We start from the raw sequence: 21,757 nt of genomic DNA on the forward strand, positions 1-21,757 counted from the left end.
CGGCCATAATTGATCCACTTCATGCAGACCGCATAAAACTAGGTACAATACCGCCTCCTTGCGCTGCGCCCGTAGTTCAATGGATAGAATGAGAGTTTCCGAAGCTCTTGATACAGGTTCGATTCCTGTCGGGCGCGCCAAAAAATCAAAGACTTAGGCGTTGTGCGTGACCGCAGCGTGACCAAAACGCCTAAGTGAGTTCCCTCTAGTCGGCCTGTCTCGACTCTGCAGGCTGGTGCTGGGCGACGAGCTGGCGCATCTTGTCCTTCTCGCGTTGATTGGCCGCGCCATCGATCCATTTCGAATACACCTCGAAGAACATCTTTGCGTTCTTGTGGCCCATCTGCCTCGACAGGTAACCGGGGTTCATACCCGCGTGCAGGCCCATGGTCGCGTACGTGTGGCGCGTTTGCCTCGCGTCGCGCTCGCGGATCCCAAGTTCCTTCAGGGCCTGGTGCCAGATTGCGAGAGGCGCTGCAGTATCGGTTAGCCGATCGCCAGTCACGGGGTTCAGAAATACCATTTCTCCGCGGTCGTAGGTTATGCGTTTCTGCCGCTGCAGGGCCTCAAGCGCAAGTTCTTGAAGGTCGACATCCCTGACCACCATCGTCTTCGTGCCTTTGTCTACGCGACGCACCCTTGCGCTATCGATTCGGACCTGCTCCCGCCGAAAATCGACCCGGTTCCAGCGAAGGGCTATCGCCTCAGATGGACGCAGGCCAGCAAAGAAGGCGACGGCGAAGTAGTTCCACCAACCCTCGGCGAAATGGTCTCGGAGGTGGTCCAGCACTAACAGCACTTCGTTGATTTCAAGCGGATCCGGTGGCGGCTTTTGCCCTTTCCGGCTGTCAATTTCCAACGTGATATTCGTGGGTACCCTGCCGGTCTTCGTTGCCATCGCCCAAATTCCACGTAGAGGCGTCATGGCATTGTTGAACGTCTTGGCCGCGAGCGGCGGAAGCTCCGAGATTTCAAGCAGCAGGTCTTCGTAGGTGATATCCGCGATTTCCCGCTCACCGAGAGTTGGGCGCCAATAGTTGTTCAGCGTGTTCTCGTATTCATCCAGGGTTGTGGCGGCGACTTGTGGCTTGACGACCAGGAGCCAGCGATCTGCCGCGGCGTCGAACGTCATGGGTCCTGCCGACTCTGTCGCATTGACCGCTCGGGGCGAATCCGGAAAGTACCGGGAGAAGTCCGCCCAGGTGAACTTGTCGAGGCGGATCGAATGCAGAATTTCGTCGCGCAACCGCGCGGCGACGCGTTGATTGGCGATGGTCGGGCGGAGATTTACGCGCTCGCGATAGCGCTTTCCGTTCCAGCGGAAATCGACGAGGATCGACGTCGTCCGCGGGTAGACCCCTTCGAGGTGCTCTTTGATACCCATTCGTCGTAGGCTTCCAAATTGATGTGTTGTCGGTTGTCCTGGGACCACTTCCAGTGTGTGCCTTCGATGAGATGGCCGTTGCGGATCAAGTGTCGGAATGAGTCGAGGGAGCGGCCCGTAACTTCGCAAGCCTTTTCCATCAAAACCCAGTTCACAGGGCGGTAGTTGAGGACCATGATTGCCTTTCATGAGGTGCGACTCCATCGGGGCGCAATGGAGTCATTGGGGGCATGAGCCACCGAGTTCGGAACATGCGTCTGTCTAGGAACGCCGGCCGCTCCGGGCGGCGTCAAGGCGCTGGTGGTTTGGCAGACTGGCTCCGCCTACCACAGGATCATCTGCCCGAACACTGAGGCGCCCGCAGCTATTACCGCCCCGAAGAAGTACGCCATTTGCTGGTCCGGATCTTCCTGCATCAGGCCAAGCACAAAAGCCAAGAGCACCGTAAAAGTGGCCAAGCAGAACAGCAGGGCGGCCATATTCATTTGGATTCACTCCATTGCGCCCGATCGGCCACGGCCACTGGGCGGGTCGGTGATCTAGTGGGAAAGCCAGGCACAGGGTCACCGGTCGCGGCGTTCCATGACCACCAGCCGTCTTTGCCGTACGTGTCGTCGTAGTAAGCGGCCTTTTCGGCTTTCCGAGCTCGGTATTCGGCGGTGGCCATACCCCAGACCTCTAGCGGCATGGGGCTCTCCGTGTCCTTGAGCCAAAAGTCCGGAAAGGTCGCGTCTTCGCCAGCGTCAAAGCGAAGAGGCTTTTCGAATCGGCGCTTTGTCGCAACCAGTTGGTCGGCAATCAACGCCTCGTACCCGGAGTCCACCGGGATCCACTCGCGAGTTACATGCATCAGCGCCGCGTCGACGACTTGAGCGCGAACCGTGCCGCCAGAGGACTTCGGTGGGTCTGTCTGAACAATTGCCACAACAGGGTTGCCTGCACGCCAGGCATCCAACTCCCTACCGAAGCTGCGCTCGAGCGCGTGCCAGATGCCCTCGTCGAGCGCCAGGTGCGGGATTCCATGAAATGCTGAAACGGGCATCAAGCTTGCCCCGTCCATGCCATCCTGGTGTTGCGCCAACGGGGCAACCACGACCAGGCGCCGGCGGTGGCTCACTGCATCCAGGGTTTTCGCCCTGTTGTAGCTGGCCTGCTGGCCTGCGCTGGTGGGCGTGGCGACAATCAAATTCTGTGCAAGCCGCACTCGGCCGGCATACGTTGTCGCGGCAACACGCATGACATGATGGTGCACGACACCCACATTGCGCTTGCCTTCCATGCCAGGTGACCAGGTGTTCAGCGCCGCTTGCGTCCAAAGAAAGTGGAGCAGACCTTTTAAAGTCATGCTGGCCTGGCTGGAGCGCGACCGTGATGGTGGAGCCTTGGCATTACCTGGTGATGTCGTGTCAGCACCTTCGGGCGCCGCCGTAGGCCGTTGTTGTAGGCCGACCTTCAGTTTGATCTTCGTCGCACCGTCGTCCAGCTCCTGCACGACACCGCGCCGATATGAGCCCAGGCCCGACATTGCGGGGTCTGCAGCGTAGTAAAGGCAGTCTTCGCTATGTTCGGTGCCCGTTTCCGGGAACCGCGCTAAGTGGAAACGATCGGAGCTTGACCGGCTGTGAATCGACAGGCGTTTATCGCCGGATCCAGGGCAAAGGCAGCGTACTTCGGCCTTACCATGGGAAAGGAGCAATACTCGCTTCCATGAGTCGGCGTATTGCTCTTCAGTCTGGAATTGTGGCGAGTAGGAGCGGGGTGCGCTGCCCACCCGGATCTCGACAGGATAGAGCCTTCTGTCCATGTGGGGTTCCTCCGTTGGAGCGGGCTGGTTAGCCGCCCGGTATGGACCGATAGGTGCGGGTCCTTCGAATATCCATCCATCTCAGCCGAATTGCGACACTCGCTCCGACGGCGCCAGCGTAAAGCGCAGTGACGATTGAGCAAGCCCAAAAAAGCGGAGCCTGCGGATCAACCACGAGCAGCATGGCGTAGAGCTTGACAATGAACGTCAGGATCAGACTGCCATCAGACCTGGCGCCCATGGCGGCAGCCGTAGTCATCAAGGCCCAAAAAGCGCAGAAGGTCGAGGACGTCCACCAGGCGGCCCCAACTAGACAGCGCACTGTTGTTTTGGTCAACCCGTCGTGGCTATTGCATTCAAGCCACATATCGGTCAGGACACGATTACGTTTGGCAGTGGACACTTTCATTGACTGGCTCCAAGACGGCGCTTCATGGAGCGTCATCCACATGGGAGTATGGTTTCCGGATATGGGACGGGTACTAACGCGCCGAAGTCGTCCATGACCGACACCGCTAAGTTCTTCATCCGAATCGGAGCACTCGCCCCGGGCCGTGTTTAGCCGCTAAACAGGGCTTCACAAGAATGCCGATTCGGATGTCGCATGCGAGATACCACGACGCATGCGAATTCCTGCCGACTTGCACGGCGCAAAAGGGTTGGGCCCTTTCGGTGTTCGCCCTATCCGTTACTCGCCACGGAAGGCATGCAGATACTCTTTGGGCGCTCGGGCTGGGCTCCTCCGGCAGCGCTAGCCACTCGGAGTGCTTCACTCGACGTCAGGGGGCACTTCGTGCCTCTGCCTCGACGTCTCCGAGATTGATGTGGACGCTGACTTTTGCACCGGCGCCTACCCTGTTTTTGTTGTTTTCGCTTCCCCGATAGACCAGCGGACTTCACGGGTCGCCAGCTGACACATCAATTCTTGCCGCTTGTTTTTGTCCCCAGGGCCTTTCATTCCTCACGGCAAGCTCCCCTTGGCGTCGCTTCACAGCGAGCGCAGGACGGTCAAACATTTCGGATTGTGAAAGAACAAGACGGGTTTTTTCCCGGTGAGCAAAAATATAACGGAAGTCATAAAATAACGCAATACTGTGGTTATAAAAATAGGAATATTTAGTTGCGCAAATCTCATTTGCTTACCTTGAGGGCAAATCTATACAACGTGGGTACTACCGCTAGGTTTGCTCGAGCTGGCGAGCGCTTCGGGAGGGGATTCGCGGGCAGTCCTTGCAGATGGCAGGGACGCACCGAGGCCTTGCGCCTACGCGGTTCTTTTGGTTTCGATGGCGCCCGCGATGAAGTCTGCAAGCCGGACATCCAGTTCGTGACGCTTGGCGGCAGAAAGGGACTCGAAGTCATGCAGACGGGCAATCTTGAACGGCCAGTACCCAGAAGTCGGCGTGTTCTCTGCCTCTTCCCCGTAAACAAGCCAGTTGGTATCCACCCCAAGAGCCTTGGCGATGTCGGTGATATGGCGCGTGGCTCCGCCGCGCTCGATTTTGGCGATCGCTGCTTGTGTGAGGTTGGCCAGGTCCGCGAGCTGTTCTTGGGTGAGCTTTAGCTCTTTGCGGCGTTGCTTGATCCTGGCGCCAATCGCCGTCTGATTCATGCGCGGAGCGTATTCTTGTAGTTGTGACGCGTCAAAAACCGCAGTAATAAATTTCCGTTGGACTAAAAATAACCGTAGTTATAAAATGAACTCTATGACTGATCATTCAGACGACCTAGGACCTTCCCAGCCTGCTCTGAAGAAGGCAATTGCACTGGCTGGAGGGACGCAGGAGGCGCTCGCCCGAATCTTGGGAGTGACTCAGCCGGCCGTCAACAAAATGCTCAAGAGCAAGGCCCCTTTGGGGTCGACTCACTGTGTGCGGATTTTCAAAACCCTTGGCATCCCGCGGGAAGAGCTAAGGCCCACCGACTACTGGGAGGTTTGGCCCGACCTGCAGCGGCCATCCCCACCCACTACCCACGAACCCTGACTGCGTTTAGCGGCTAAACGAGGAAATATCGCCCAGCCGCCAGACCTTATCCTCTCGAGAGGCAATGATGAAGACTGTTGTGATAGCGAACGGCAAAGGCGGAGTTGGGAAGACCGCCGACGCTGCCCACATCGCATTCCATGCGGCCGAAGCGGGCTACAAAACCCTGGTGATCGACCTCGATACCGGCAACCTCTCCAAGACGATGCGCCAGCACCGGCTGGAAGTGCCGGCGAGCGCATTGTTCCTAGATCAGCCGCCCGCCATACCGTCGATCCCCGGGGCCATAAGCTTGGTGCATGCGGACCGCCTGCTCGCAAATGTCATCTACATGCCCGCGGAGAAGGCCTTCAAGAATTACCCGGCAAACCTGCAGGAATTCGAAGCCCATGGATTTGACCTTTGCGTCGTCGACACGCCGGCGAACATCGGCATTGCAACAATCACCGCGCTGAATTCCGCTGACGCGGTCATCAGCCCGGTGGAAATGGAGGACTACAGCATCGAGGGCATCAAGGACATGATGCGCGTAATCGTGGGAGCCAAGCAGAGGAATCCAAGGCTGCAATTTCTCGGCATCGTGCCGAACCGCGTCGACCGTCGCAACCCTCGCCAAGTCAAGCACCTGGAAGAAGTCCAGGCCGCTCATGCCAAGCTGCTCGCGCCCGTCGTCGTTGGCCTGCGCGCCAGCGTGGCGGAAGCTCTCGCTGCTGGCGAACCAGTCTGGAAAAGCAAGAAGACGACCGCACGTGCGGCTGGCGCCGAAATGCATGCGTTGGGTCAGCACGTACTGCAAATGATGGGGATCGCCAAATGAACTCTGCATCGCACACTACGCCGGGAGGCCTAGATCTGGATGGCCTGGGCGACCTTGCATCGCTGCTGGATGGCCCAAAGCAGGCAGAGGGCTACAAGATGTATGACGTCGCCCGAATTCACCCGGACAAGAACAACAAACGACGTGATGGCAACCAAGGGCTGACGAAGGAAAGCATCGGTGAAATGGCCGCCTCCATTCAGGAACGCCAGCGCCAGGGGAAGAGGGGGGTGATGGTCCCCATCTCGTTGCGACCGCACCCCACTATTCCCGGCGACTTCATCATCAACCACGGTCACCGTCGCTATCTGGGAACGATCGAGGCGGGCCTCCAGCAGATCCCCGGGCACGAAGATCATGATTTCGATGACTTCGACCAAGTGATCGAGAACCTCCAACGCGAAAAGCTCAACGGCCGAGAACTGGCGGATTTCATCGGCGGGAAACTCGCGGAAGGAATGACGCAAGCCGACATTGCCCGTAAATTGGGCAAATCTAAGGCGTGGGTCAGCATGCACGTGTCGATGCTTAGCCTTCCCGAACCTGTTGCCGATGCAGTTGCGAACGGGCAGCTGACTGACGTCACGTTGGCAAAAGAACTGGCCGTTGCTCATCGCGAAGATCCGAAGGCTGTTGAGGGCCTACTGCAATCTCCGGAAAGAAAGCCCACGCGGGCAGAAGTTAAGGCGATCAGAAAGTCGGCGAAGGCACAAGGCAAGGAACAACCCGATAGCGGACATCAGGGTGCTGCGGAGGTAACTCCGAGCGCTGAGGACGCAATCCGGATAGTCCGACAAGCTTCTACGCACGTGATCCTCAACGACGATGCCGGTACGTCGCGACAAGCTTCTGAAAACCCGCCCAGCGTACAGGCGGCCTTTGCCAAGATGCGCGAGGAACGGTCTCGTGAACTCGCCGAGCGACCGGCGCGGATGGAAGCCGGAGAAGCCGCGCTAAAGCGGCTACTGCCGATCGCGCAGAGGGATACAGGCCAGTCGCAGGTGATAGCCCGGTTCCTGTTGAATCTCTACAACGGAAACAGATTCCCATTCGACAACACCGATCTGCGTCGATTGGACAACGAACTGGTCGAAGACTGCATTGCGGTGCTGCGAATGGATGCTCGCCCGCAGCAGGAAGTTCACCGCTATTTCGAGCACGGGTCGAAGATCTGGGAGACGCTGGCGAAGGACTGGGGGTTCAGGGATTTCTACGGAGAAGACTCCTGGCGGACCACGAATGCCAACGTTTAGCGGCTAAACAACACAACCCATGGAGCTACGGATGGACATTGCACTCAAGAACATCGATGCGCAGATCAAGAGCCTGCAGCAGGAGCAGGAACGACTGATGGCGACACTTCGGCGCACGGAAGAAGTAAGGAAGATCATCGTGCTGATGCGAGACACCGCCATTACACCTCAAGAAGTTGCCGAGGCGTTTGGCGCCCGCCGCTCCGCGAAGCCTAAAGCGAGAAATCCCAACAAGGGGCGTGCCCGGGGACCCGTTGCCGCCAAGTACCGCCACCCAACCACGGGAGAAACCTGGTCGGGCAGAGGGCGGACGCCGCGGTGGCTGGTCGCGGAGGAGGGCGCTGGAAGGAGCCGCGAAGAGTATCGCCTTCAACCCCACCAGTAGGGCGCGGTACGCGGTGGTGAGAGATCTGGGGAGAACCGCGACATAGCGAATTGGCCAGGTTGGCCTGACTCCCTCCGCCGTGGCAGCGAAGAGATAGCCACCGGCAATTCGAAGCAGTATCGTCCCCGGCGCATTAAAATAGAGTCTTACGGAGGTAACCATGCAAAACCAAGCCACCTTGCGAGATCTTCAGCGCGGCCTGGACAACGCTGTGGCGAATCAACGATTGGAAGGCCTAGAACCTGATGCCACGACCGTTGCGGAACTGCACCGCGTCGTGATGGGGGAACTGACAATCGCCGAAGTGCTCCAGAGCGTGCGGGCGCGGATCTCTGCTGGCGAATTTCGCCAAGAGCCGGCCGAGGGATTCGGAGTTTCCCCGGGTTGCTAGAGCTATTAGGCCATCTACACCTGCATGAGTCCCACGCGCTATGACAAAGACATTAACAGCAGACGATCTCTTCCCTAAGCAGCGCACGAAGCGCACATTCGCTCTGACCCCGTATGTCAGCGATCACGCGGCGAATGTTGCGCATATGGCGCAGATTGGCGGTGGTAAGCGCGAACCTATACCGTTCAGGTCGTGGCTTGCGAGCCAGCTTCCGCACGGGTCTCATAGCCAGACGGGCGTCCGCTGGTGGTGGCGTCGCCAGCAACTGATACAGTGCCTGAACGCTGGTGACCTCGTTGTTTTGATAGGCCCCACCCGTTCGGGCAAAACACGCCTACTGTCCTCATTGCGTAGGCGCGGTGTCGCGGCATTGGATGATACGGTTCTGATCGATCGAGAGTCGGTCTTGCGGACCATCGACGGCCTAACGACAGACAAGCGTGGATGCGCCCTCGCTTTTCAAAGCGTCGACGATTTCCGCCAATTCGAGATATCGGCCCATATAGCGCAGCACCGAGTGCGTTTCTTGCACTTCCCCGAGCGATAGCGGGCCTGTCGGGGAGACGCCCGGCATGGCACGTTTGGCGGATTGATGATCCGTTGGTGGCATTCGCACGGCCTATCCCTGTCCTCAAAGCCGAAACCACGGACCCGTGGATATGTGGATGATCGCTGCGCGACCGCCCAGCTCGCTGCGCTCGGCCCATGGACAACCCTGCTGGACAAACGGTGGACAGGCTGCGCCTGACCACGCGCTTGCCCACAGGGTATGCCCACAGGCTCCTGGGCTTCACCCACATACCCACCGGCCCCCATCACGTCCCAGTTTGAAATACTGACTTCAAAACAGCGGCGATGCTGATGCGCCGTCTAAGCGGGTGAGAGCCACGAGAACACCATCCAAAGCAACAAGGGGATCGAGCCAAGGAATGCAATGCACGGTGCCTTGCCGCGAAGTCGAAGCAACACCTGGTGGCAGGCCCAAAGCACAGGGGAACGCTCTGCGCTCTTGATCTGCTTCTTCAAACGCACAATGTGCTGGCTGCGTTGTGAATCCTTTCGCTTCAATGCGGCAATGTCGTTACGCAGGTCTCGGATGTATCCAGGGACGTCGCGGACTTCTATATTCTGCTTCCACGTGTCACGAGGAATCAACTCTCGGGCCAGCATGGGAAGCGAATGCCCTTCTGCTTTGAGATCGTCGGCGTAGATCATCTTTAGGCCAAAATTCTCATAAAGCAGATTGCGTCGAAGCTTGTTCTCTATTCCTTCGCCATCCTGCCCGTCAACTTTGTCCAAATAATCGTCGACGGAAGAAACCGACACCGCCCTAACAACGGCGGTCGGCCACTGTTGTGCCCATCGGACTACTTCGTTCATCAGATGAGTACCGATCCGCTTGCTTCGAAGCCGTCGGTCCCTGATCATCAGGGAGCCGCCGGTTATCGAGATCTTCGCATCGTGACCGCCAGGGCCAGAAGAATAATTGCCGTTGAAAGACTCGTGGTCTCCGAACCCCGATTCTTCGGACAGACGCAAAGGCTTAAATGAGAGCCTAATGCTCGCAGTGATGGTGCTGCCGTCCTGGCGATCTAATCGGGTTTCGGACCTTTCGACGAGGATCCATTGGACCGGTTCTCCATTCGGCAGATGCCTTTCTCTGACTGCAAGCAAGTAGATTCTTGGAAGTGAATCGGCAGGGGCGGTCCACTCTTTGTAGAACGAAGGCACCATGGCTTGGGCTGAGATCCCTACAGGGCTTGGTTGGTAGATGCGGCTCAGTCTCGCCGCGGGCGGCACGGCAAGCAGTATCCAGGGGAGTACGACCTGAAGAAGATGCCGGATACATATCGAAGATGCTAGCTTAGGACAGGGGAAACGACGCGTTTAGCGGCTAAACATGTGCGCACAAACGGGATGTGCGGAACTCTACTGACCTACTCGCCTCGATGTGTAATGGCGTCCATCATCGTCTGCCGTTCAATCTCTTCTCGCACACCAGGATCTTCAAGCATGCGCTGCGCCAGTCGCCGCAAGTAAATCCGCGTCTGCAATGGTGTCTTCGGCTCCTGGGCCATGGCCAGCAACGCATGACGCAGGCGGCAATTGAAATCTCGTTCTCGCCCAATTTCCCAGGCCAACTTGGCGATGGAGGCACGAACGTCGTCCCAACTTTCGCCAGGGAAGTCGTACAGCCGCCGGATATCGGCACCGCTGAGTGGAGCGCGGAACCTGTTCCGCGGCGCATCCACATATCCGGGCACCTCGCGAGAGGCATTGACGTGCCAATCTTCGCAGGTCCAGATATCGCGATCCGCGCCGGCGGCGAACGACCAGCGCTTGCACCCCGTTTCGGGCGCATCATGGGTCGGGCTCAACCTCGGGTGGCCGCAGTTCGCCTTGGTCCCAATCAGGCCACGGAAGTGCGCACAACAGAAGCAGGTGTGGTTGGCGGAATTGGCGCCGGTAGGGGCTGGCATATCAAATACTGTACAAATATACAGTATTTGTACGACGGCCACTTTGAGAAGTCAAACGGCCAGACTCGGTTTCAGGCGGCCAGGCGGTGCTCGTAGTAAGGACGAGGGCGGTCATCCAGGATCTCGTAGCAGGCGGCCAGGTCGCGGTGATCAGGATTCAGCCACGCATCGATGTTCTCGGGCTTGATCTGAACGATGCAACGGTCATGGCCAGCTGCAGCGACCTCAGGAGGCGGCTCATCGGTGATCGCAGCAAACGACAGAAGGCGCCCTTCAGGGCCAGTCCATTCAGCCCACAGGCATGCAATGACCATCTCCTGCGCTGGTTCGGGGGAGAACTCCACTATCACGCTTTCTTCCTTTTCATCTGGCCCGAGTTCGCGCTGTTCCACTGCATGCCTGGCCACATGTTCATAGAACTTTCGAACGATCATGATCGCGTGGGTATGCCCGAACGTATTGCCCCAGTACCGCTCGAGGCTGTCCCGCCTCGCGTTGTAGGTGCCCGGGAACCGCACGTCGTAGCTCGCAGGTTTGCCCGCGAGCCTGCACTGATAGCGCATCGGCCGAATGAGGCGATCCTGGCCATGACCCGTGATCACGGGTGCATAGGACCCCGGAAAAATTCGGCTGTCGGATGGCAGGAGCGTGTCGCTCCGCAACCGGGACAGCTTGGCCAGAGCGCGATCGACCTTGCTTGAGGCTACACGCACGTCGTTCTGAGCCTTCTTGGTCACTTTGTTCTGCAGGCTTCGTTCCGCATTGACCAGGCGCGTGCGTTGAGTGAAGACCACCTCCTCGAGCTGGCTCGCTTCCTGCTTATCCCACCGGTCGACAGCACCCGCAATCACGGCTGCAGGTCCACCATCCGTTGCACTGAATGACCGATCCATCGCCCGGGGCGTCAAGGGCCGGGCGCCGTTGGGTTGATACAGGTACAGATTGACGAATTCATCGAAGTCGACAGCGGCGCGATAGTGGCGCCCGAGCTTCTTGTAGGCAGCTTCGACTTGCGCGGAATAGCACATAGTGGCCTCGCTTCTGAAGGACGGGATCCCATTAGATTGGGACGCTTGTATCCCCACGATAGCCTGATCAGGGCCTCGGCGTCTTCATCCGGGCGATGCAAAGCGAGCGGGCTCACGCCCGAGGGGGGTTGAAGCGCGGCCCCGCTGGGTCCGCGAAGATCTGGATCTGCTCGGTAAAGGTCCGCTCAACGTAATCCAGCTCACCCGGCTTCTGAACGATTCCACCGCACATCGATCATCTCTGTGATTGCAGATGCCCCGCCGGCAGTAGAGGCGCGCACGTACCGCGCTGCAGGTGGCCACCAGCGGGGGAGAGGGCGGTCTTGCGTCTTTGGCGATTTTGACACGCTGTTCTCGCCGTCAAGTGCTGCGCAACGCCGGCGGCGCCGGCGCTGCTTGCGGCCAGGGCCGGCAGGCCACTTGACAGCTCCGCTGCAGCGTATCCCAGGATCGCCGGGCAATCCCGCCCGGCACTGGAGATCCAGCAATGCAGTATTCCATCGCCTTCAACACCATCGACCACGTCGCGGGAGCACTCTTCGTGCAAGATTCCACCGGCGCCGTGCGGCCGGCCGCGCCAAAAGAAATCCTCGCCGCGGCACGCGAGGTCGTTCTGCTGGAGATCCAGCGAGGCCAACTCATGGACTCGCCAAAGCTCGTGCGCGAGTTCCTGCAGCTGCGGTTGAACCACAGCCTGGAGCACGAAGTGTTCGCCGTCATGTACCTGAACCCACACGCCGAGCTGATCGCATATGAAGAGCCGTTCCGCGGCACGTTGAGCAGCGCGCCTGTGTACCCGCGCGAGATCGTCAAAGCTGCGCTGGCGCAAAACGCGGCGAGCGTGATCTTGGCGCACAACCATCCGAGCGGCCATGCCGAGCCGAGCGCGGCCGACATCAAAATAACGCGTCAGCTCAAAGATGCGCTCGCGTTGGTCGACATCAACGTCCTCGATCACCTGATCGTGGGCGGCGGCAAGATCGTCTCGTTCGTAGAGAAGGGGATCATGCCCTGACCTGCAGCGCCTGGCCTGGCGCTGGTGTCAGGCCTTGGGCGCATCTTTGCCCTGCGCGCGCCGGGCTCAAGGGGCTTTCGCGGCATATAGCCGCTCGCTGCGCTCGCTATATATTCCACGACCCCTTGCCCCCGGCGCTTGTTCCGCAGGGCGCCAGTGCTCCCGTCCCGCCACCCGGCCGGGCCCTACTTCTGAGGAGCACGATATGACCCAAGCCACTCTATCCGTCGCACGCCTGGTGCCCGATGGCGATCGCACCGACTTTCTGCCCAGGGCGTTCGGGCGCCGCCTGATGCTGCGCGGCGAAATCAGTGTCTACAACTGGCTCGACCGTCTTTCGAAAGATTATGCGGGCGGCTACTGGCACTACTACGAAATTCCGAACGGCTTTTACATGGCGCCGGCCGACTACAAAACGCTTCGCATCGAATGGCCGATGAACCGGTGCGATCGCATGATGTCGGCGGACGCCGCCGGCATCGTGGCCACGCTCTTCACCCTCTGCGAATTGTGCGGTCAGTATCCCAGGGTCGACTTGATTGAGAAGTACCACGCGCTGCGCGACTTCGCCGGCGAACACGCCGAGGCAAACGCCATCTTCGCGGCGATCGATTGACGCTATCCCGGCCCGCTTCGGCGGGCCATTTTTCTTCTACGCGCCTTCGGATCATCGTGCTTCAGCCCCTGCTAAGTGGCGCTGCAGGGGGACGGCTGTGCTTTGAAATTGGACCGTTGAAAGCCATACGGGGTGGCGGGTCTGCTGTCCCGGTCATGATGCCACGCCGTTCTCGCGTTCAAGTGCGGCGCGGTGCCGGCTTTGCCGGCACCGCTTGCGGCCGCGGCCGTCTTCGACACTTGAGCGCTGCGCTGCGCCGTGCCTCTCAAGTTCCGGGCATTCCCGCCCTGGCAACCGGAGAGATCAAATGGCCAAAACCTCAAATGCACAACAGCGTCGGTTTCTGAACAACGCCGACGCCCACCAGAAGGAGATCGTCGGCTTGCTGCGCCAAGTAGCACACACGCGGGGGATCGACCGTGTCTGGAGCGATTGGGTGGAGATCTGCGCGATCGCATTGGCCCGTGCAGATCTCGCGCAACAGGAGGTGCGCGAGCAACGCTACCTGCAGGTGATCGCCCAGTACGAGCGGGCCGAACTCGACAAGCTCGTGCAGGCCTTCGCGCACTTGGTTATGTCGTACGAACTGCGCGTTGAGGCGGCAGACTTCGGCGACGTCCTGGGGAGCACCTTCATGATGCTGGATATGGGCAACGCGGGCGCCGGTCAATTTTTCACGCCGTACGAGGTGTCGCGCCTGATGGGAGGCATGATGATGGGCGACGGCCAGGCGCTGGCCGACAAGGCAGATGCTCACGGATTCATCCGTGTGCTGGAGCCGGCCTGCGGCGCCGGCGGCATGTTGATCGCGGCAGCGCATGCGCTGCATGACGCCGGCCTGAATTACCAGCTGTGCATGCACGCGACGGCGATCGACATCGATCAGCGCTGCGTGCATATGACGTTTATCCAACTCGCTCTGCTGCACGTGCCGGCCCTGGTCATTCACGGCAACGGCCTGACGGGGGAATGCCGCGAGCAGTGGTTAACGCCGGCTCATATCCTGGGTGGCTGGAATGCGCGGCTTCGGCGCCGTGAGGCGGAAGAGGGCGTTCGACCCCGCCTTCAAGACTCGGTGGCCACGGCACAGTCGGACGCCTTCCGGGATACCGCTGACGATGACCGATCCGAGATCGAGCAGCCGTTGCAGGGGATTTCGAAGGCAGTCCGCCAAGCTGCTGCAGCTGGCCAGATGTCGCTCTTCTAGGGAGACTGCAATTGGCCCCCGCGGGGCCTGGCGCGCCGGCGGCGCGCCATCTTCTTCCCACGGGGGCCATCAAGCACTGCACGGTGCACACAGTCGCATCCCCCTCCCGCACGGACGATCGGGCCGCGGCACGCGGCTTTGTAGCCGCGGCCCATCTTCAAGGGCTTTCGCGGCATAAACCGCTCGCTATGCTCGCTATTTATTCCACGTCCCTTGACCGCGCTCTCATGGGCTGCGCCCGCATGCCCCGTGCAGTGCAATGCAGATCGGCTGACATTGCTGCACGCAAGGAGCCAACCATGAGCCGTGTTGTCCTGGGCGATTGCCTGTCCATTCTCCCCACTTTGCCGGATCGCTGCGTCGACCTGGTGCTGACCGATCCGCCGTACCTCGTCAACTACGTGGACCGCTCCGGCCGGAGCATTGCGAACGATCGTACTGACGAGTGGCTGGCGCCGGCATTCGCGCAGATGTTTCGCGTCCTTCGCGATGATGCCTTCTGCATTTCGTTCTACGGCTGGAACCGTGTTGATCGCTTCTTCGCCGCCTGGCGCGCCGCCGGCTTTCGCGTCGTCGGTCACCTCGTCTTCGCAAAGCAGTACCAGTCCAAGGCGCGTTTCCTGGCGTACCAACATGAGTCCGCCTACCTGCTGGCCAAGGGCCAGCCGGCGCTGCCAACCGAGCCCTTGCCGGACGTCATGCCTTGGCAGTACAGCGGCAACCGCCACCATCCGACGCAAAAGCCCGTCGGATGCCTGGCGCCGCTGATTGAGTCTTTCAGCCGGCCGCGAGACATTGTGCTGGATCCCTTTGCTGGCTCCGGTTCGACGTGCGTGGCTGCCCGCCAGGTCGGCCGGCGGTTCTACGGGATCGAAATGGACCCCAAATATCACGCGGCCGCGGTGGAGCGTCTACATCTGGCCAAGCAAGAGAGGATCGCAGCATGAGCCACAAGAGCATCGATTTGGAGGGGTTGTCTTCTTACCTGCGGGGGTACGGGCGTACGAACCGCGATGGTTTGGTGACCATTACCGAATATCGCGGATGGCCGGCACTTGCCCGCAGGGAGGTGGACCGACGTATGGAGAAGGTACTGGAATCACTTCCGCATCTCGAAGTGGTCGCCATAGCGAATGGCGAAATTCATCTCAACGACTTAGCCCGCGACATTCTGGCCCATCTGGAAATGGACTAAACCATGGCAAAACCGACACTTTCCGAAGCTGCGCAGCAGGAACTACTGCGTATTGCACGCGAGCATCTATTTTTGGAGACGCTCGAGACCCGAAAAAGTGGCCTGGATTTTCGGGAGCAAGCGGTCTGGTGCATTAGGGATGCCCTGGAGGCTGCCTACCTGGCCGGGATGGTGGATCACTACCGGAAGAGACGCTAGGGCGTGTCCCTACGCCTGGCGGCTACGGGCCGGGCTCTCGTGCTACGCATCGAGCCTGGCCAACCCCCGGCCAGTCTCGACCCTTCGGGCTCCATCCTTCCCTCCCTCCGGTCGGCTCACGCCTCCGCGCCTGGCGGCGCTGCGCGCGGCCTTCGGCCGAATTTGAGCCCTACGGGCTTGGGGCGCTCGCCGCGCGGCCGACTCGGGATCGCTATCGAGCAGGCGCAATGCCTGTCCTGTTAGTCCGCCGCCCTAAACCGCCGACTGTATCACTGCGTTCCTCGTTCCAAGGGTTCGCTTCGCCGGGTGCTCTCCCGTTCGGTGCTCGGCCTTCGGCCTGCGCTCCGCATGCGGCATCCGCGCCCGCCCTTTCCAGTCGTCTCTCCGTGACCCAGCACGGCAAGGGCGACGAACTAACAGGACGGGCGGCAAACAACGCGCAGCCGCCGAACTGCGAAACCCGATTCGAAAACCTACGCAGGGGCTCGGAATCTTCAGTCCAGGTCAGCACTTCAAACCAAACGATTGCACAGGAAACGCCATGGCTAACACCGTACAGATCGCCAACGACTCCAAGCCGGTTGCAGTTTTTCTTCGCGGCCTGACGGCCCGCCTTGAATGGGCAAAAACAGGTCGTGAAGACGACCCGATTTTCGCCATGCAGGTCGCAGAGGGCGACGGCTACCACGACTTTCAAGCCGGACGTGCGCGGAGTGATGTGCCGCCGCTGCTCGCGGACGTCCCGGAGTTGGCGGCTTCTTGGTCCCAGGGGTGGGACCACGCCTACACCTGGACCTTGCCCGAATCTCTCTAATGAGGAGTCCAAATGTCTACCAACGTCGTGCTCTACATCCGGCCTGCTTGCGCCGAAAGCGACCTTTCTAAAGTCGCTCTGACCGATCGTGGGATCAAGTTCACTTTGCGCAGCGCGACGGATTACGCAGCCGCCCTCTCGGCGAAAGGCTTCTCGTCCGCGCCCGTGCTGACCGTCACAGTTGAGAACGAGTTGATCGCATGGGAAGGCCATCGCCCGGAGCTGATCGAAATGCTGGCCGACTTGATGGACACCGGCCCGGTTGGTGCGCACGGCCTGCGCGACAGGGACGCGGCAGAGGACGCGGTGCTGACCCGGTTCCAAATCATGCAGGAGATTCGCGACCATCAACTGAGCGCCGAAGGCTTTTTCGCCGATCACGGAAACCACCCGCTGTATCGCGGGCGCGACCTGTTGAACTGGCTCGGCTACTAAACGAAAAGCCCCTACTCGGCTGCAACCGATAGGGGCTTGCACCTCGACCCACCCGTCAAAAGGAGAACCGTGATGAACCATGACTTTATCAGATTGGCGCATGACATGCGCCGCGCCCATCGGCTGGGCCTGAACTTTCGCATCCCCGCGATGACGATGCGTCAGCTTACCGCTCTCATCGCCGCGCTTGACGCGCCCGAAGTTCCCGCCCAAATGCACTGATCTAGATATCGACTGGACACCCAATCATGCAATTCGATTCCAATGAACTCGCCGCGATCCATGCCGCTGCCAAGCGCATCGACATTCCCCATTCGCAACTGCGTTTGAGCGAAACGTATCAAGCGCGTGGCGCGCAGGACCGCAAACAAGACGCGGAGATTCTGCAACTGAAAGCCACCATCCGGGCGATGCGCGTTCTGCTGCAAAACCTCGTTGTTGTGGCAGCGCCAGACGGCTTCTATGAGGTGTGCGCGGGTGGGCGGCGTTGGACGGCCCTGGGCCTGTTGATCGACGACGGTGATTTTCCGGCCGATTATCCAGTCCCGTGCCTCGTTATCCCGGCCGAGTACGCGCACCACGCCAGTCTGATCGAGAACGTCGGGCGCAAGGCGATGCACCCGGCTGACGTGTACACCGCATATGCGCGCCTGCGCGACGAGAACTGGACGGTCGCGGCCATCGCCGCCGCGCACGGCGCAGCGGAATCGGCCGTCAAGAAGCTGCTAGCGCTGGGGAGCGTGTCGCCCAAGCTCATGCAGTTGTTCCGTGACGGAAAAATCAAGATGGACGAAATGCAAGCGCTGGCATCCGTCTCTGACCATGCCCGCCAGGAGGCGGCATGGAAGGCATCGGCGGGCCAATCCTGGAACCGCGATTACCACATCCGCCAGTTGCTGGCTGAAACGGAAATGCGCGGCGATTCACCCGTGGCGCGGTACGTGACGGTCGCCGCGTACGAGAAGGCGGGCGGCGAGGTTCGCCGTGACCTCTTCGAGAACGACGCCTATCTCGTCGACCCGGAGAAGGCGCGCAGCATGGCCGATGCCAAGATGCAGCGATCCAAGCTGTTCAAGGCGGTGCAAGCAGAGGGCTGGTTGTGGGTGGAATGCCGCGTGTCTTTCGAGCAAGGGGACAAAAAGCCGTTTGGCGAAATTCAGCGCGTCCACCAGGAGCCCAGCAAGGCCCAGGCCAAGCTGATCGACGGACTGAAAAAGAAGATCGATGCTGCGCGGACAAAGCTGGCTGAATTGCAAAAGGCTGAAGACCAGGACGCGGCCGGCCTGGACAAAGTTCGCGGCTCGATTCGCGGCTATGAAGGGCAGATTCGTGAAATCCGGGCCGAGCTTTACGACTATCCGGCCGACTTGAAAGCTCTGTGCGGCGCGATTGTGCACCTAGACTATCAAGGCGAATTGACCGTCACCCGTGGCCTGATCCGCCAGGACGAGCGTGACGCGGTTGCCCAGGCCATGCGCAGCGGCGACGGAGAAGGCCAGCCGACGGCGGGGGTAGACTTGCCCCCCGTCATGACCCGTCCTGTGCATTCCGAGGCCCTGACCAACCGGCTCCAATCGCAGCGCGTCATTGCCCTCCAGGCCGAAATCATGGCCCGCCCGACGCTCGCGCTCTGCCTGCTCATCGAGCAGATGTTGGGTGATTTCGACAGGACTCGCCGCAACAGCGCCGGAGACACGTTCGATCTTTCGATTCGGACTGCGCACTACGAACTGGCGAAGACGGACGAAGGCATCAAGGACAGTGCGGCCTGGTCGGCGGTCCACGCTCAGATTGATGCCGTGACGAAGCAGGTTCCAGAAGACGGCGCGGCGGTACTGCCCTGGCTGTTGAAGCAATCGCGCGCGGACCTCATCGATTTGCTGGCCGTGCTTACCAGCGTTTCGATTTACCGCCGCCAAAGCCATGCCTATGGTGAAGAACCCCGTCACCTTGACCGCTTGAGCGCAGTGATTGGCCTGGACATGGCCAAGTGGTGGAAGCCGACCACGCAATCCTACCTTGCACACGTGTCAAAGGACCGAATTGCGGCAGTGGTCACCGAGGCGCTCGATGCAGAGCAGGCGAAGCCGCTGCTTGCCATGAAGAAGGCCCAGGCGGCCGCCGCAGCCGAGCAACTGCTGGAAGGGAAGGGCTGGGTGCCTGAAATGATGCGCGCTCAACCTCTTGAGATCGAAATGCCGGTTGAACACCCGATCGGCGAGATGGAGGCGTAACCCGCGACGCCCTCCAATGCAAGGCCGTCCGAAGTCGGCCTTGCTCGCGTCGTACAGATGAATGGCGGGCAGATGGGTAGGGCTTGCCTTGCAATTAAATTGTTAGTACAATTAATTCATGCTAACCGTTATCGAAACCGACGAATTTAGTGCCTGGGCCGCGAAGGTCTGGAGCGAATCCGAGCGGGAGGCATTCGTAGATTGGATCGCCGCAAACCCGGAAGCGGGTGACGTGATTCCTGGCTCGGGAGGGTGCCGGAAGGTGCGCTGGTCTCGCGCCGGCATGGGAAAGCGTGGTGGCGCTAGGGTCATCTACTACTTGCGGTTGGCCAACGGCGAAGTGGTGCTGCTGATTGTGTACGCCAAGGCGAAGTTCGACAACATCTCGGCTGCCGTCCTGGCGAAATTGAAGGAGAAATTCGATGCCCAAGAAAATTGATCCCGAAGTGGCTGAATTCGAAGCCGCGCTCTTGCGCAGCGCTGACCAGGCTGTTGCGGGGCGGTACGCCCGTGTCCACACGCCGGAGCAAATCTCGGCGCGCCGCCGGGGCCGGCCTGTCGGAAGCACTGCGGCCGTGCGTAAATCCGCTACCACCATTCGTCTCGATGTAGAGGTCCTGGCTGCTTTCAAGGCGACTGGGCAGGGGTGGCAGACACGCATGAACAATGCCTTGAGGGACTGGCTTGAGACTCACCAGTTGACCTGACCAGCGCCGGGCTATGCCAACGCGATAAACCTGCGCCAAAGCAAATGGGCCACCTTCGGGTGGCCCATTTGCTTTGTGGAGGCAGGGGCTTTGAGCGGGGCGGCTGATCCCACCGGCTGCGCCGGCGGGGCCGTCCGTCGGACGTCGTGAGCGTCCCCCGGACGCTCACAGGCACCCTTAAGGCCCCCGCCGCCAGGGCGGCGTCGGGTCCCTTAAGGTCACCACACAGGACGCACCCTGCGGGTGCAGTTATCTCTTTGATTTGTTTTTGTTTTTCCCGCGTCGAGCTGTTTTCTTTTGTCCGACAACGAAAACGTCCCGTTGGCGAAAGCCCGCGCCGATTCGGGCCTTGGCGGATATTGTCAGCGTATACAAACGGCCGATTTTGCCGATTCCCGCGTTGAAGATGCACCGCTCGTGACGATACGTCTACGGGACGTTCCGCCTTGTCTACGCGGTGTGACTCAATGTCGCCAGGCCGTGACGTTGTGTCTACGTGACCGTGACGACTTGCCGACAATAATTGGCCCGCGCTTTGCATTTGGGGCCAATTCGCACGAGGACGCGTGTTGATGCGAAAAAAAAGCCCGTCGCATGAGCGACGGGCTGTTCGATATGCGGCCGGGGGGTAGGGCCGTGAGTCGCGTAGGACTTAGAAGATGTGGCGGATGCCCACGCCGGCGCCGACCTGGCTGGTGCGGCCGGCGATTTCGCCGGTGGCGGCGTCGCGGACCTTGTTGTAATCCACGGTGCCGTATACCTGGGTGCGCTTGGACAGCGCGTATTCGGCCACGGCCACCAGGGCGTAGCGCTTGCCCTTGTCGCCGTCTTCGACCACGTTCTTGCTCTGGTCGTAGTAGGCGGCGCCGGTGATGGCCCAGCGCGGGGTGGCCTGCCAGGTCACGCCGGCGAAGTAGCCGTTGTCCTTGCGGTCGAGCTGGGCGGTGGTGGTGCCGCCCATGACGTTATTGACCCAGCCGGTCTGGTCGCGGCCGTTGAAGTAGCCGGCGAAGACCTTGGCGCTTTCGAACTGGTACGACGCGCTGAAGTTCCACACTTGTTGGCGCAGCTCGGAATCGTTGCCCTCGTAGGTGCGCATGAAGGCGCCGCCCAGGCCGAGCTGGCCAGCGGTATAGCGCAGGCTCACGCCCATCTGTTGGCCAGCCTTGCGGTCCGACCATTTGTCGCCATTGGCCCACGACGCGATCACGTTCAAGTCGCCCAACGTGTTCGAGTAGCGGAAGGTGTTGTTGTTGCGCACGCGGCCCATGGCGGCGGGCAGCCACGAGTTCTCCGCATAGTTACCGACGGTCAGCGGATCGAAGTAGTCCGCCATCAGGTCCTGGATCACCGTGTTCTGCAGACCCAGCGTCAGCGCGCCGATGCTGCCGCCGTCCAGGCCGACGTAGGCCAGGCGGTTGAAGGTCTTGCCCGAGCTGGACGAGTTGCCGTTCTGCACGTTGAAGCCTTGCTCCAAGCGGAAGAAGGCGCGGTTGCCGTCGCCCAGGTCTTCCGAGCCGCGCAGGCCCCAGCGGCTGTTGGAGATGGCGCCGTTTTCCATCGACAGGCGGCTGCCGTCCTCGCCTACCTGGCCTGAGCTGGTATTAACGTAGCGCATGCTGACGTCGGCGATGCCATACAGGGTAACGCTGGTTTCAGCGGAGGCGGTGCCGGCGACGAGGCCCAGGCTGATGAATGCAACTGATAGAGCGGTACGTTTCACGAGTGCTTCTCCGGTTTTATAGATTTTCGATTGAAGGGGTCCGCCGCCAATAGCTCCAATGAACGGGACTTGTGATCTCATTATTG

General features: G+C 60.4%; 26 protein-coding genes and 1 tRNA gene. 18 read left to right on the forward strand and 9 right to left on the reverse strand.

Annotated features, from left to right (window positions below):
- Positions 1–65: 65 nt before the first annotated feature.
- A tRNA-Arg gene (locus tag AOZ53_RS26590) sits at positions 66–140 on the forward strand.
- 65 nt (positions 141–205) lie between these two features.
- On the opposite strand, the gene AOZ53_RS26595 is transcribed toward AOZ53_RS26590, so the two are convergent.
- The 5 genes from AOZ53_RS26595 to AOZ53_RS26610 form a co-directional block, all read right to left on the reverse strand.
- A complete protein-coding gene (locus AOZ53_RS26595; RefSeq protein ID WP_054490044.1) occupies positions 206–1,384 on the reverse strand; it encodes a site-specific integrase in 1,179 nt (392 codons plus the stop codon).
- Between the two features lie 323 nt (positions 1,385–1,707).
- Positions 1,708–1,869, reverse strand: a complete 162-nt coding sequence (locus AOZ53_RS34455) for a hypothetical protein (RefSeq protein WP_156333536.1) — start codon at positions 1,867–1,869, stop codon at positions 1,708–1,710.
- The gene (locus AOZ53_RS26600) at positions 1,866–3,188 is read right to left on the reverse strand and encodes a DUF1173 family protein (RefSeq protein WP_054490046.1); all 1,323 of its coding nucleotides are present in this window, start codon (positions 3,186–3,188) and stop codon (positions 1,866–1,868) included. Before AOZ53_RS26600 ends, AOZ53_RS34455 begins: the two co-directional genes overlap by 4 nt.
- Before the next feature lie 28 nt (positions 3,189–3,216).
- Positions 3,217–3,597 carry a hypothetical protein gene (locus tag AOZ53_RS26605; RefSeq protein ID WP_156333537.1) on the reverse strand — a complete coding sequence of 127 codons (381 nt, stop codon included), beginning with the start codon at positions 3,595–3,597 and terminating at the stop codon, positions 3,217–3,219.
- A gap of 855 nt (positions 3,598–4,452) precedes the next feature.
- Positions 4,453–4,800 carry a helix-turn-helix domain-containing protein gene (locus tag AOZ53_RS26610; protein WP_054490050.1) on the reverse strand — a complete coding sequence of 116 codons (348 nt, stop codon included), beginning with the start codon at positions 4,798–4,800 and terminating at the stop codon, positions 4,453–4,455.
- Between the two features lie 94 nt (positions 4,801–4,894).
- Here AOZ53_RS26610 and AOZ53_RS35290 point away from each other — a divergent pair, with 94 nt between their 5' ends.
- From AOZ53_RS35290 to AOZ53_RS34855, 5 genes are all read left to right on the forward strand, one after another.
- Entirely contained in the window at positions 4,895–5,173 is a 279-nt protein-coding gene (locus tag AOZ53_RS35290; protein WP_162876381.1) for a transcriptional regulator, read from the forward strand.
- Positions 5,174–5,237: 64 nt separating this feature from the next.
- On the forward strand, positions 5,238–5,990 hold the full coding sequence (locus AOZ53_RS26615; protein WP_231690693.1) for a ParA family protein: 753 nt from the start codon (positions 5,238–5,240) through the stop codon (positions 5,988–5,990).
- The gene (locus AOZ53_RS33840) at positions 5,987–7,243 is read left to right on the forward strand and encodes a DUF7673 family protein (protein ID WP_082385783.1); all 1,257 of its coding nucleotides are present in this window, start codon (positions 5,987–5,989) and stop codon (positions 7,241–7,243) included. Before AOZ53_RS26615 ends, AOZ53_RS33840 begins: the two co-directional genes overlap by 4 nt.
- Positions 7,244–7,274: 31 nt before the next feature.
- Positions 7,275–7,628, forward strand: a complete 354-nt coding sequence (locus tag AOZ53_RS26630) for an H-NS histone family protein (RefSeq protein ID WP_231690694.1) — start codon at positions 7,275–7,277, stop codon at positions 7,626–7,628.
- 160 nt (positions 7,629–7,788) lie between these two features.
- Positions 7,789–8,019 (forward strand): antitoxin VbhA family protein, encoded by a 231-nt coding sequence (locus tag AOZ53_RS34855; RefSeq protein ID WP_162876380.1) that lies wholly within the window; start codon positions 7,789–7,791, stop codon positions 8,017–8,019.
- 870 nt (positions 8,020–8,889) lie between these two features.
- Here AOZ53_RS34855 and AOZ53_RS34465 read toward each other — a convergent pair.
- The 3 genes from AOZ53_RS34465 to AOZ53_RS26640 form a co-directional block, all read right to left on the reverse strand.
- A complete protein-coding gene (locus AOZ53_RS34465; protein WP_156333538.1) occupies positions 8,890–9,753 on the reverse strand; it encodes a hypothetical protein in 864 nt (287 codons plus the stop codon).
- 203 nt (positions 9,754–9,956) lie between these two features.
- Complete coding sequence (locus AOZ53_RS34470; protein WP_231690695.1) at positions 9,957–10,499, reverse strand: hypothetical protein; 543 nt, start codon at positions 10,497–10,499, stop codon at positions 9,957–9,959.
- A 71-nt stretch (positions 10,500–10,570) separates the two neighbouring features.
- A complete protein-coding gene (locus AOZ53_RS26640) occupies positions 10,571–11,527 on the reverse strand; it encodes an SOS response-associated peptidase family protein (RefSeq protein WP_054490059.1) in 957 nt (318 codons plus the stop codon).
- 487 nt (positions 11,528–12,014) lie between these two features.
- Between AOZ53_RS26640 and radC the strand changes: the two genes are divergently transcribed.
- From radC to AOZ53_RS26695, 12 genes are all read left to right on the forward strand, one after another.
- On the forward strand, positions 12,015–12,542 hold the full coding sequence (gene radC / locus AOZ53_RS26645) for a RadC family protein (RefSeq protein ID WP_054490061.1): 528 nt from the start codon (positions 12,015–12,017) through the stop codon (positions 12,540–12,542).
- Between the two features lie 205 nt (positions 12,543–12,747).
- Positions 12,748–13,158 carry an antirestriction protein gene (locus AOZ53_RS26650; protein WP_054490063.1) on the forward strand — a complete coding sequence of 137 codons (411 nt, stop codon included), beginning with the start codon at positions 12,748–12,750 and terminating at the stop codon, positions 13,156–13,158.
- A gap of 307 nt (positions 13,159–13,465) precedes the next feature.
- Complete coding sequence (locus AOZ53_RS26655; RefSeq protein WP_054490065.1) at positions 13,466–14,365, forward strand: N-6 DNA methylase; 900 nt, start codon at positions 13,466–13,468, stop codon at positions 14,363–14,365.
- Between the two features lie 299 nt (positions 14,366–14,664).
- The gene (locus AOZ53_RS26660; protein WP_054490067.1) at positions 14,665–15,312 is read left to right on the forward strand and encodes a DNA methyltransferase; all 648 of its coding nucleotides are present in this window, start codon (positions 14,665–14,667) and stop codon (positions 15,310–15,312) included.
- On the forward strand, positions 15,309–15,560 hold the full coding sequence (locus tag AOZ53_RS26665; protein ID WP_054490069.1) for a hypothetical protein: 252 nt from the start codon (positions 15,309–15,311) through the stop codon (positions 15,558–15,560). The genes AOZ53_RS26660 and AOZ53_RS26665 overlap by 4 nt, the downstream gene beginning before the upstream one ends.
- A gap of 3 nt (positions 15,561–15,563) precedes the next feature.
- Positions 15,564–15,758, forward strand: a complete 195-nt coding sequence (locus AOZ53_RS26670; RefSeq protein ID WP_054490071.1) for a DUF6900 domain-containing protein — start codon at positions 15,564–15,566, stop codon at positions 15,756–15,758.
- A 541-nt stretch (positions 15,759–16,299) separates the two neighbouring features.
- The gene (locus AOZ53_RS26675) at positions 16,300–16,572 is read left to right on the forward strand and encodes a hypothetical protein (protein ID WP_054490072.1); all 273 of its coding nucleotides are present in this window, start codon (positions 16,300–16,302) and stop codon (positions 16,570–16,572) included.
- Between the two features lie 12 nt (positions 16,573–16,584).
- On the forward strand, positions 16,585–17,007 hold the full coding sequence (locus tag AOZ53_RS26680; protein WP_054490075.1) for a thioredoxin domain-containing protein: 423 nt from the start codon (positions 16,585–16,587) through the stop codon (positions 17,005–17,007).
- A gap of 72 nt (positions 17,008–17,079) precedes the next feature.
- Entirely contained in the window at positions 17,080–17,229 is a 150-nt protein-coding gene (locus AOZ53_RS34860) for a hypothetical protein (RefSeq protein WP_197286530.1), read from the forward strand.
- Between the two features lie 26 nt (positions 17,230–17,255).
- Positions 17,256–19,241: a ParB/RepB/Spo0J family partition protein gene (locus tag AOZ53_RS26685; protein ID WP_054490077.1), complete on the forward strand. Its 1,986-nt coding sequence runs from the start codon at positions 17,256–17,258 to the stop codon at positions 19,239–19,241.
- 118 nt (positions 19,242–19,359) lie between these two features.
- A complete protein-coding gene (locus AOZ53_RS26690) occupies positions 19,360–19,680 on the forward strand; it encodes a type II toxin-antitoxin system RelE/ParE family toxin (RefSeq protein WP_054490079.1) in 321 nt (106 codons plus the stop codon).
- A complete protein-coding gene (locus AOZ53_RS26695; protein WP_054490081.1) occupies positions 19,664–19,948 on the forward strand; it encodes a BrnA antitoxin family protein in 285 nt (94 codons plus the stop codon). The genes AOZ53_RS26690 and AOZ53_RS26695 overlap by 17 nt, the downstream gene beginning before the upstream one ends.
- 652 nt (positions 19,949–20,600) lie before the next feature.
- Here the strand turns inward: AOZ53_RS26695 and AOZ53_RS26700 are convergent.
- The gene (locus tag AOZ53_RS26700; RefSeq protein WP_054490083.1) at positions 20,601–21,671 is read right to left on the reverse strand and encodes a porin; all 1,071 of its coding nucleotides are present in this window, start codon (positions 21,669–21,671) and stop codon (positions 20,601–20,603) included.
- Between the last annotated feature and the right edge of the window lie 86 nt (positions 21,672–21,757).

The sequence above is a fragment of the Achromobacter sp. 2789STDY5608621 genome, assembly GCF_001299375.1.
Lineage (GTDB): Bacteria > Pseudomonadota > Gammaproteobacteria > Burkholderiales > Burkholderiaceae_B > Achromobacter > Achromobacter insuavis.

Bases quoted from the DNA above. Each gene is read 5' to 3' on its own strand.
- AOZ53_RS26595 (WP_054490044.1), bottom strand. From the start codon at position 1,384: ATGGGTATCAAAGAGCACCTCGAAGGGGTCTACCCGCGGACGACGTCG.
- AOZ53_RS34455 (WP_156333536.1), bottom strand. From the start codon at position 1,869: ATGAATATGGCCGCCCTGCTGTTCTGCTTGGCCACTTTTACGGTGCTC.
- AOZ53_RS26600 (WP_054490046.1), bottom strand. From the start codon at position 3,188: ATGGACAGAAGGCTCTATCCTGTCGAGATCCGGGTGGGCAGCGCACCC.
- AOZ53_RS26605 (WP_156333537.1), bottom strand. From the start codon at position 3,597: ATGAAAGTGTCCACTGCCAAACGTAATCGTGTCCTGACCGATATGTGG.
- AOZ53_RS26610 (WP_054490050.1), bottom strand. From the start codon at position 4,800: ATGAATCAGACGGCGATTGGCGCCAGGATCAAGCAACGCCGCAAAGAG.
- AOZ53_RS35290 (WP_162876381.1), top strand. From the start codon at position 4,895: ATGACTGATCATTCAGACGACCTAGGACCTTCCCAGCCTGCTCTGAAG.
- AOZ53_RS26615 (WP_231690693.1), top strand. From the start codon at position 5,238: ATGATGAAGACTGTTGTGATAGCGAACGGCAAAGGCGGAGTTGGGAAG.
- AOZ53_RS33840 (WP_082385783.1), top strand. From the start codon at position 5,987: ATGAACTCTGCATCGCACACTACGCCGGGAGGCCTAGATCTGGATGGC.
- AOZ53_RS26630 (WP_231690694.1), top strand. From the start codon at position 7,275: ATGGACATTGCACTCAAGAACATCGATGCGCAGATCAAGAGCCTGCAG.
- AOZ53_RS34855 (WP_162876380.1), top strand. From the start codon at position 7,789: ATGCAAAACCAAGCCACCTTGCGAGATCTTCAGCGCGGCCTGGACAAC.
- AOZ53_RS34465 (WP_156333538.1), bottom strand. From the start codon at position 9,753: ATGGTGCCTTCGTTCTACAAAGAGTGGACCGCCCCTGCCGATTCACTT.
- AOZ53_RS34470 (WP_231690695.1), bottom strand. From the start codon at position 10,499: ATGCCAGCCCCTACCGGCGCCAATTCCGCCAACCACACCTGCTTCTGT.
- AOZ53_RS26640 (WP_054490059.1), bottom strand. From the start codon at position 11,527: ATGTGCTATTCCGCGCAAGTCGAAGCTGCCTACAAGAAGCTCGGGCGC.
- radC (WP_054490061.1), top strand. From the start codon at position 12,015: ATGCAGTATTCCATCGCCTTCAACACCATCGACCACGTCGCGGGAGCA.
- AOZ53_RS26650 (WP_054490063.1), top strand. From the start codon at position 12,748: ATGACCCAAGCCACTCTATCCGTCGCACGCCTGGTGCCCGATGGCGAT.
- AOZ53_RS26655 (WP_054490065.1), top strand. From the start codon at position 13,466: ATGGCCAAAACCTCAAATGCACAACAGCGTCGGTTTCTGAACAACGCC.
- AOZ53_RS26660 (WP_054490067.1), top strand. From the start codon at position 14,665: ATGAGCCGTGTTGTCCTGGGCGATTGCCTGTCCATTCTCCCCACTTTG.
- AOZ53_RS26665 (WP_054490069.1), top strand. From the start codon at position 15,309: ATGAGCCACAAGAGCATCGATTTGGAGGGGTTGTCTTCTTACCTGCGG.
- AOZ53_RS26670 (WP_054490071.1), top strand. From the start codon at position 15,564: ATGGCAAAACCGACACTTTCCGAAGCTGCGCAGCAGGAACTACTGCGT.
- AOZ53_RS26675 (WP_054490072.1), top strand. From the start codon at position 16,300: ATGGCTAACACCGTACAGATCGCCAACGACTCCAAGCCGGTTGCAGTT.
- AOZ53_RS26680 (WP_054490075.1), top strand. From the start codon at position 16,585: ATGTCTACCAACGTCGTGCTCTACATCCGGCCTGCTTGCGCCGAAAGC.
- AOZ53_RS34860 (WP_197286530.1), top strand. From the start codon at position 17,080: ATGAACCATGACTTTATCAGATTGGCGCATGACATGCGCCGCGCCCAT.
- AOZ53_RS26685 (WP_054490077.1), top strand. From the start codon at position 17,256: ATGCAATTCGATTCCAATGAACTCGCCGCGATCCATGCCGCTGCCAAG.
- AOZ53_RS26690 (WP_054490079.1), top strand. From the start codon at position 19,360: ATGCTAACCGTTATCGAAACCGACGAATTTAGTGCCTGGGCCGCGAAG.
- AOZ53_RS26695 (WP_054490081.1), top strand. From the start codon at position 19,664: ATGCCCAAGAAAATTGATCCCGAAGTGGCTGAATTCGAAGCCGCGCTC.